Source organism: Acinetobacter sp. GFQ9D191M (genome assembly GCF_011174875.1).
GTDB lineage: Bacteria > Pseudomonadota > Gammaproteobacteria > Pseudomonadales > Moraxellaceae > Acinetobacter.
The window spans coordinates 1-7,608 of the sequence record NZ_JAALGV010000125.1 but is presented as its reverse complement, the minus strand read 5'-3'; the positions used below and the strand labels follow the sequence as shown (position 1 = coordinate 7,608).

Annotated in this window: 6 protein-coding genes and 3 pseudogenes; 3 read left to right on the top strand and 6 right to left on the bottom strand. The window is 39.3% G+C overall.

Annotated elements, in window-relative coordinates:
- Positions 1–41 precede the first annotated feature (41 nt).
- Together brxL and G5T77_RS15630 are read left to right on the top strand one after the other, a co-directional pair.
- Positions 42–2,867, top strand: a complete 2,826-nt coding sequence (brxL, locus tag G5T77_RS17485) for a protease Lon-related BREX system protein BrxL (protein WP_346773784.1) — start codon at positions 42–44, stop codon at positions 2,865–2,867.
- 316 nt (positions 2,868–3,183) lie between these two features.
- Positions 3,184–3,456 (top strand): hypothetical protein, encoded by a 273-nt coding sequence (locus tag G5T77_RS15630; RefSeq protein WP_225554357.1) that lies wholly within the window; start codon positions 3,184–3,186, stop codon positions 3,454–3,456.
- 157 nt (positions 3,457–3,613) lie between these two features.
- Here the strand turns inward: G5T77_RS15630 and G5T77_RS15625 are convergent.
- From G5T77_RS15625 to G5T77_RS15605, 5 genes and pseudogenes are all read right to left on the bottom strand, one after another.
- Positions 3,614–3,718 (bottom strand): annotated as a pseudogene (locus tag G5T77_RS15625) (transposase); the annotation flags it as partial.
- Positions 3,719–3,773: 55 nt separating this feature from the next.
- Positions 3,774–4,088, bottom strand: coding sequence for a hypothetical protein (locus tag G5T77_RS15620; protein ID WP_127800359.1), 315 nt, complete (start codon positions 4,086–4,088; stop codon positions 3,774–3,776).
- A 223-nt stretch (positions 4,089–4,311) separates the two neighbouring features.
- A pseudogene (locus G5T77_RS15615) lies at positions 4,312–4,868 on the bottom strand (IS5 family transposase); the annotation flags it as partial.
- A 345-nt stretch (positions 4,869–5,213) separates the two neighbouring features.
- Positions 5,214–5,516, bottom strand: a complete 303-nt coding sequence (locus G5T77_RS15610) for an I78 family peptidase inhibitor (protein WP_127800881.1) — start codon at positions 5,514–5,516, stop codon at positions 5,214–5,216.
- Positions 5,517–5,735: 219 nt separating this feature from the next.
- The gene (locus G5T77_RS15605) at positions 5,736–6,038 is read right to left on the bottom strand and encodes an I78 family peptidase inhibitor (protein WP_127800883.1); all 303 of its coding nucleotides are present in this window, start codon (positions 6,036–6,038) and stop codon (positions 5,736–5,738) included.
- Between the two features lie 292 nt (positions 6,039–6,330).
- On the opposite strand from G5T77_RS15605, the pseudogene G5T77_RS17270 reads away from it, so the two are divergent.
- Positions 6,331–6,552: pseudogene (locus G5T77_RS17270) on the top strand (transposase); the annotation flags it as partial.
- A gap of 51 nt (positions 6,553–6,603) precedes the next feature.
- Here the strand turns inward: G5T77_RS17270 and G5T77_RS15595 are convergent.
- Positions 6,604–7,536, bottom strand: a complete 933-nt coding sequence (locus G5T77_RS15595) for an IS5 family transposase (protein ID WP_166139596.1) — start codon at positions 7,534–7,536, stop codon at positions 6,604–6,606.
- Positions 7,537–7,608: the final 72 nt, after the last annotated feature.

Below are 7,608 nucleotides of genomic sequence, written 5' to 3'. Positions count from 1 at the left end.
GACAAACCCGGTACGGTTCAGAATGATGGAGGGCGCATAAAATGACTAATAATGCTTTTAAATTCGTTTCCTCTGCCCTTAATGACAATATTGAAAGAGTTGTTTCTCATTTATTCCCAAATGGGAAAAGAGAAGGAAATTATTGGGTAACTGGTGATGTACATGATACTCCTGCAGCTGGTGGGGGAAGTTTTAAGGTCGGCCTGAGTGGAAAATATTTAGGTATTTGTCGCGATTTTAATGGCGATGATAAGAGTTATGACTTACTTGATGCTTGGTCGCTGCGCTTCTCTATAACAAAATTAGAAGCCTTGAATGAGGCTACTAAATTTTTATCTATAGAAGTTCCGGTAAATAAAGTAAGTGTTACTCCTGAAATAAAAACAATCCTTGAGAAATCAAAAAAAGCTCCTAGCCAAAATTGGAATCAAAAATTAGTCAGCCGCTTGAAGTCTAACTTACAGGCTTTGGAATATCTGTATAAGAGATCTTTGACTGATGAAACCATTCAAGAATTTAGACTGGGTTTAACGTACCCTTATAATCGTGATGGTGTCATTTCTAGTGATGCCCTGGCTTTCCCTATACGCAATATGGATGGTAGTTTTTCAAGCCATCATGCCTTTTATGCAATTGATAGCGTGACTCAAAATCCGATCGATAAGAATGGTTGGATGAAAGGTAAACCGCAAATTTATTTCACTCATGCATTTCGTAAACAAAAGAATTTGTTTGTTTGTGAGGGGATTAAGGATGCATGGGTTGTATATCAAAATCTAAAAAAACATGACCTACTTTCTCAGTTTTTAATCTGTTCAAGCACACATGGTTCTTCTATTCCTGATGAAATGAAGAATGCAGATTTTTGGACAAAATTTGAGAAAATTTATCTTGGTCATGACCATGATTCAGCGGGTAATAAGATCGCTGAGAAGCTCTCTGAATTCATCCCTTTAGAGTGTTACAGAATACTTTGCCCCTCTCACTATGCGCCAATTAAATACAATAGTGATGGTTCTGAGAAGCCTGAAAATGAATGGGGTGCTGACTGGACAGATTTCTTCAAACTGGATGGTTGTATAGAAGAATTTCTGTCTTTATTGGAAGAAGCTGAGCCTATTTCCCTTGATGTTAAAGAGGAAGATAACTTATCAGAAGGACGTTTTAACGTAGCACCTGTTGATATTAATGGGGCTTACCTCAATAAGAAAATGTATTACCCGGTTCAAACCTTAGTTCGTCAAAAAGAAACTGATGACTATCAAAATACATACTATGTAGAAAGGTATGAAACTGTTGTCGTGAGATCAGATGCTACAGTTCATAAAGCTGTAATATCTCCGGCACCAAAAGGAACACCTGAGTCTGAACGGGTTATTCGATTATCGGATGGAACTCTTATTAGATCAGCGCCTAAACCTAATGAATTTGGTACATGGAATTGGTCTAGCATTAATGACTACCGTATGGTTCCGTTCGTTGAAAATAACTATAACATCTGTGAACTGGGACCACGCGGTACCGGTAAAAGCCATATTTACAAAGAGTGTTCACCGAATAGTATTCTAGTTTCAGGTGGGCAAACCACTGTCGCTAATCTGTTCTATAACATGAGTAGCCGCCGTATTGGTCTGGTGGGGTTGTGGGATGTGGTGGCCTTTGATGAAGTTGCCGGTATTTCCTTTAAGGACAAAGATGGCGTTCAGATCATGAAAGACTACATGGCCTCAGGATCTTTTGCCCGTGGCCGTGAACAGATGGAAGCCTCAGCTTCGATGGTTTTTGTGGGTAATATTAACCAAAGTGTTGAATCCTTGGTGAAGACTAGCCACTTATTGGCTCCTTTTCCTGAAGCAATGATCGATTCAGCATTCTTTGATCGCTTTCATGCCTATATCCCGGGTTGGGAAATTCCAAAAATGCGTCCGGAATTCTTTACTAACCGTTATGGTCTAATCGTTGATTATCTGGCTGAATTCTTCAGGGAAATGCGTAAGCGTAGTTTTGCGGATGCCATTGAGAAGTACTTTAAGCTCGGCAACAACCTGAATCAGCGCGATGTGATTGCCGTTCGCAAGACGGTTTCCGGATTGATGAAGCTGCTCTACCCACATGGTCAGTTTAACAAAGAAGATGTACGGCAATGCCTGGAATATGCACTGCAGGTGCGCCGTCGGGTCAAAGAACAGCTGAAGAAAATTGGAGGGATGGAATTCTATGATGTGCATTTCAGCTATATCGACAATGACACCTTAGAAGAGCATTTTGTTTCAGTCAAAGAGCAGGGGGGTGGCGGACTTATTCCCGAAGGTCCTGCTAAACCAGGTTTTTTGTATACCATCGGACTCAGTAATAAGGGCATGCCAGGTTTATACCGCTTAGAACTGCAAGTCACTAAAGGTTCAGGAAAATTGGCGACATCTGGCTTATGGAATTCAAGTAGTGCCAAAGAACAGGTCAAGATTGCTTTTGATTACTTCAAGGCCAATGCATCCCGGATCTCGGGGGGCAGTAAGGTGCTGGAACATGATTTCCATTTACATGTGGTGGAATTACAGAATACCGGCCCGCTCAGCCATCTTGCTCTGCCAAGTTTAGTGGCTTTTGCTTCTGGCCTGTTAGGACGATCGGTACAAAGTCAGATGGTGGTACTGGGTGATATGAGCTTGGGTGGTTCTGTGACACCGGTGGAAAGTATTGCCGAATGTCTGCAAGTTGCTTTTGATGCGGGTGCCAAGAAGGTTGCTTTGCCAATGAGTAGTGCGGCAGATATCCCAACGATTCCTGTGGAACTGTTTACCAAGTTCCAGACCAGCTTTTATGCAGATCCGGTAGATGCTGTGTTTAAGGGGCTAGGGGTGGATTAATTTCATATCTGTCTGGAAGAGTTACAGTAGATTGTTTTAAATTCAGTTTCTCAAGTTAAACATCATGTTGTAAAAGCATACTGCCTCTTTAAAAGAGGCAGTATTTTTTCTAGTCCGTGATCATTAAACAAAAAGCAATGAACTGTACTGCTGAACCAAGAGATTAATGAAAGACTCAAAAGAGAGAATTATCATATTTATAGTCATTCTTGATTGCTTTCTATTCTGGGCTGACTATTGTGGGCAGGACATTACCTCACTATTGTAAAATATTGAGATAATCATTATTTCAAGCAACTCGAGAGGCTTAAATCTCATGACTAAAAAATCTTCTGAACCTCACGCGAAAATGTCGGCAGAATCTCAAGAAAAAGTACAAGAACCCGCTAGAGAAATGAAGGATGAAAAAATCCCTTTACCCGAATTGCATCAGACCAGGGATGTTTCTGAAAAAGTAACTGAATCCAGAGAATTATTGGGCAAGCAAATGTCAGCGAACCTGATTGCGATCGCAGAACTTATCAATAAACCCATTCCTCAAATGCAGGTGGATGAACATGGTGTTTTTCACGAGGTTAAAAGTAACTGATATGTATAGCTAAATTCCAAATAAATCACCGCAGTAATCTTGAAATAAGATATCAATATCTTTAACCCTAAACTTTTCCTAACTGATTTTACTTGAGCCCACATTTTTTCACTTCGTCTTGCACTTCGCCTCAAGCAGCGCTTGAGACTAGCTCAGGATTTAAGTCAGGGCTATATTTAGGTAGCCATACAAGGTAATGACCTGCTTTCTGAAGTAATTCTTGCAGTCTTTTACCTTTATGGAACGTCGCATTATCTATGATTGGCTGCTTAACCTCTGCTTTTAACTTTGGTTATTTATGGGAGGATTACCCTAAGCTATTGCTGGTTTAATAGATGATGGGGAGCAAAAAAGATAAAACTGCGTGCGCCAAAAGAAGAATTATTGTAATTTTCTGGACCAAACTTTTGAAGCAAAGTTTGAAATTCATCTTGTTCAATATTGATAATCGAAATTGATTTAAATGCGAATCCTGGTATGAGAATACATTTTAGGCCAAGATCATTTCTAAGCTTCTGTAATTTTATGAAAATTTTTCCTAGAGGTCTATTTTTTTCATCTGGACTTAAGTCCTCAGGGTGAAAGCCAAAAAAATTTTCTGGAAAGTCAGTAACGTTCTTGATAATAGTCATTAATTTCAGAGTAATAATTCGTTAAATAAAACTTTAATTCAAAAATTAAAAAAGCTCAAGCTATTGTTTTTTATCAACATAAAACATTGACCGAAAAATATTAGAGTTAATTGTCCAAAATTATATTTCTATTTTGGATTTACACCCGATGTTGTTGTTGTTATTCCCAAGGGCTTTGTTGCACAAAGATTTGAAATGCAAAGCGCCCCTAATTGAGCCAAATTTAAGGCGTAACTTGGGTAAGTGGTCGACCTAATTCCGTAAATCTGTTGAGGACTGCTACACGTGCATGGATCTCATTCACTTGGCTATCAAAACTCCTTGCACTGAGTTTATCTCCTAATAATTTGATGCAATGCATCTTAGTTTCAACCAACTTCGCCGATGATAGCCTGACCATTTTTTCCATAGTGTCCTGCCTAAACGTTTAATTGTTCGAAGTAATTCATTTCGCTCTAGCGAGCTACTCTTTGTATCTTTCCATGGTTTCGCATTTTTTCTAGGTGGAATCACCGCATGTGCTTGCCGATCTGCAATGACCTGACGGCATTGCTTGGTGTCATAAGCTCCATCGGTATAAACAGAGTCAATCTGCTCATCTTGTGGAATCTGATTAAGTAAATCACCAAGCACCTGTGAATCACTGACATTATTGGTTGTGAGCTGAATAGCGCGTATTTGTAGGGTTTTGGCATCTATACCAATATGTAGTTTACGCCATTGGCGACGATATTCAGCTCCATGTTTCTTGCGTTTCCATTTGCCCTCACCTAGCTTTACTGGTGACTAAATTATAAGTGCTCCCATTCTTCACCATTATAACCATCAAGCAGTCACCCTGCCGATCTTCTTCATGCAAACACTGCATGATGACAATAGTCGGTGTGTCCGGTGAGTTAGTACGAGACTCAAGCGTATTCTGGAGCTACTTGATTACCCTCGCCTTCCTTAATGGGACAACTTCTTTCAAACAATCCCGACAAACCTTGATTCCTCCATCATTAATTATGTAATCGATTTCAGTCATACCATGCAGGCCGAATAAACAGCATAGGAATTGAGACATTACTCTTTTCCAAATAATAAAAAACCATCCGAAGATGGTTTTTGTTTAGTCTTTAGCTATTAGCCGCAGGAAACTTGAACGATAATTTTAGTTTGTGGATCGGTGACTACCGTAACTCTATTTGAGCGGTAATCTAAAGTTACTGGTTGACCTGGCGCAACCATTCGTACAATTTCAGCTTTAGTCTTAGCTTTAATTACTGCTTCAGATAAACCAGTTTGTCCCACAAGCTTTGTTGCTTCATCAGTTATACAGCTAGTCATCGTATTTGGTTGTTGAGAAGGCATCTGTTCAGGATTATTTGCACATGCTGTCAATGCAACTGCCGCTAGAATTAAAGATAAATTCTGGATAATTTTCATAAGCTTTTGTCTTATCAGGATTAAAAAGGTAACCATACCAAATACGATAACCTCGACTGTAGGCTTAACTACAATCTCTATACATTCTATTTAAACCGAATATTTAATAAGAAAAGTATTGCTCTCTTAAAGTTAAGGTTTAAAAAATTCCATACAGATTTAATGCTCACAACTAAAAACCTCCCGAAGGAGGTTTTGTACACTATAGCATTTAAGTTTTTAACCACAAAATGCCTTAAGAATAGTTTTAGTTTGTGGATCAGCAATTACTGTTACTCGTCCTGGATGATAATCTTTAGTTATAGGTTGACCAGGTGCAACAAGTCTTACGACCTTAGCATTTGTTTTTGATTTGATGTCAGCTTCACTCGATAGTGTTGTACGGGCTAATGCTGCTGCACTTTCAGGTACGCATTTGTTCATCATTTCAGGCTTCTGAACAACGTCTGTATTAGGAGTGCCGGCACAAGCAGTCAAAGTCACTGCTGCAATAATAAGCGATACATGATAAATAATTTTCATAAGCTTCTATCTTTAACATATAAAAGCAGGATCATACCTAGGAAGGCTTAGAGCAGCCTAGTCATATCAACAATGTTAATACACTTCTTTAAATATTGAGATTTAAAAAAAACCACTTAACTCTCCCAAGTTAAGCAGGCACATGTCAGGTCATCAATCTTTTTTGCTCTTTTTCTCCACAAGCATCCTAACAAATAACTTATCTAGCCAAATAGAATTATTCCGCTTTGAATAGCCACTAATTTTGTAGACACCTTTTAGTTAGATAAAATGGCTAATTAACGAGGTGCTTATGAGCAGTAAACGATATCCTGAAGAATTCAAAATTGAAGCAGTAAAGCAAGTTACCGAGAAAGGTTATAGTGTGGCCGAGGTTGCTGCGCGTTTAGGTACAACTACACATAGTTTATATGCCTGGATTAAACGCTATGATCCTCAACAACCCAAAGTTACTCAATCAGCAGATCCAACTGCAGAGCTAGCAAAGCTCAGAAAAGAACTGCAAAGAGTAACGGCTTTGTTGCATAAAGGTTTGAAAGGCTGAGTTCCCTTAAGCTACTCAAACTTAAGAGACAACTTGGGTATGAGGGCGACCTAATTCTGTGAATTTATTCAAGACTGCCATGCGTGCATGGATCTCATTCACCTGACTTGGAAAACTCCGCGCTGTTAATTTATCGCCTAATAATTTGATGCAATGCATCTTGGTTTCAACCAAACTTCGACGGTGATAACCAGACCACTTTTTCCAAAGCGATCTGCCTAGCCGTTTGACTGTCTTTAATAATTCGTTCCGCTCTATAGACCTCGCTTGCTGATCCTTCCAAGGCTTTGTATTCTTTCTAGGTGGAATGATCGCATGTGCATCTCGATCTAAAATGACTTGTCGGCAGTGCTTTGTGTCATAAGCACCATCTGTATAAACAGAATCAATTGGTTCATCCAAGGGAATTTGAGCAAGTAAATCTTCGAGTACTTGAGAATCACTGACATTATTTGTGGTGAGTTGTACTGCACGTATTTGCAGGGTTTTAGCATCTATAGCAATGTGAAGCTTACGCCATTGGCGACGATATTCAGCCCCATGTTTCTTGCGTTTCCATTCACCTTCACCAAGAAACTTCAAACCAGTAGAGTCTATGAGTAGATGCAGTCCATCACTACTTTTTTGATAGCTAATCGCAATATCAATATGCTTTTGTCTACGACAAAGGGTGGAATAATCCGGAGCTGTCCAATCTAATCCAGAGAGTTTAATCAGACTTTGAACAAAACCTGTGACCATACGTAAAGAGAGTCGGAATAGTAATTTGATCATTAAGCAGCATTGAATCGCTGTATCGGAGTAGGTTTGATTTCGACCTTGCTTGCCTTGTGATTGTGCATACCACTGAGTCTTTGGATCAAACCAAATGGAAATATTACCTCGGTTAATTAAGGCTCGGTTATAGGATGACCAATTGGTTGTACGGTAGATTTTAGAGGCAGGCTTATTCATTTTGAAATCATATTGCTGAATAAGCTTTTGATGCTAGGTTTGTGCAACAAAGGGCACTGTTGCAAATAGAGA

What these genes read in the sequence shown, in the direction of transcription:
- brxL (WP_346773784.1), top strand. Translation starts at nt 42, where the DNA reads ATGACTAATAATGCTTTTAAATTCGTTTCCTCTGCCCTTAATGACAAT.
- G5T77_RS15630 (WP_225554357.1), top strand. Translation starts at nt 3,184, where the DNA reads ATGACTAAAAAATCTTCTGAACCTCACGCGAAAATGTCGGCAGAATCT.
- G5T77_RS15620 (WP_127800359.1), bottom strand. Translation starts at nt 4,088, where the DNA reads ATGACTATTATCAAGAACGTTACTGACTTTCCAGAAAATTTTTTTGGC.
- G5T77_RS15610 (WP_127800881.1), bottom strand. Translation starts at nt 5,516, where the DNA reads ATGAAAATTATCCAGAATTTATCTTTAATTCTAGCGGCAGTTGCATTG.
- G5T77_RS15605 (WP_127800883.1), bottom strand. Translation starts at nt 6,038, where the DNA reads ATGAAAATTATTTATCATGTATCGCTTATTATTGCAGCAGTGACTTTG.
- G5T77_RS15595 (WP_166139596.1), bottom strand. Translation starts at nt 7,536, where the DNA reads ATGAATAAGCCTGCCTCTAAAATCTACCGTACAACCAATTGGTCATCC.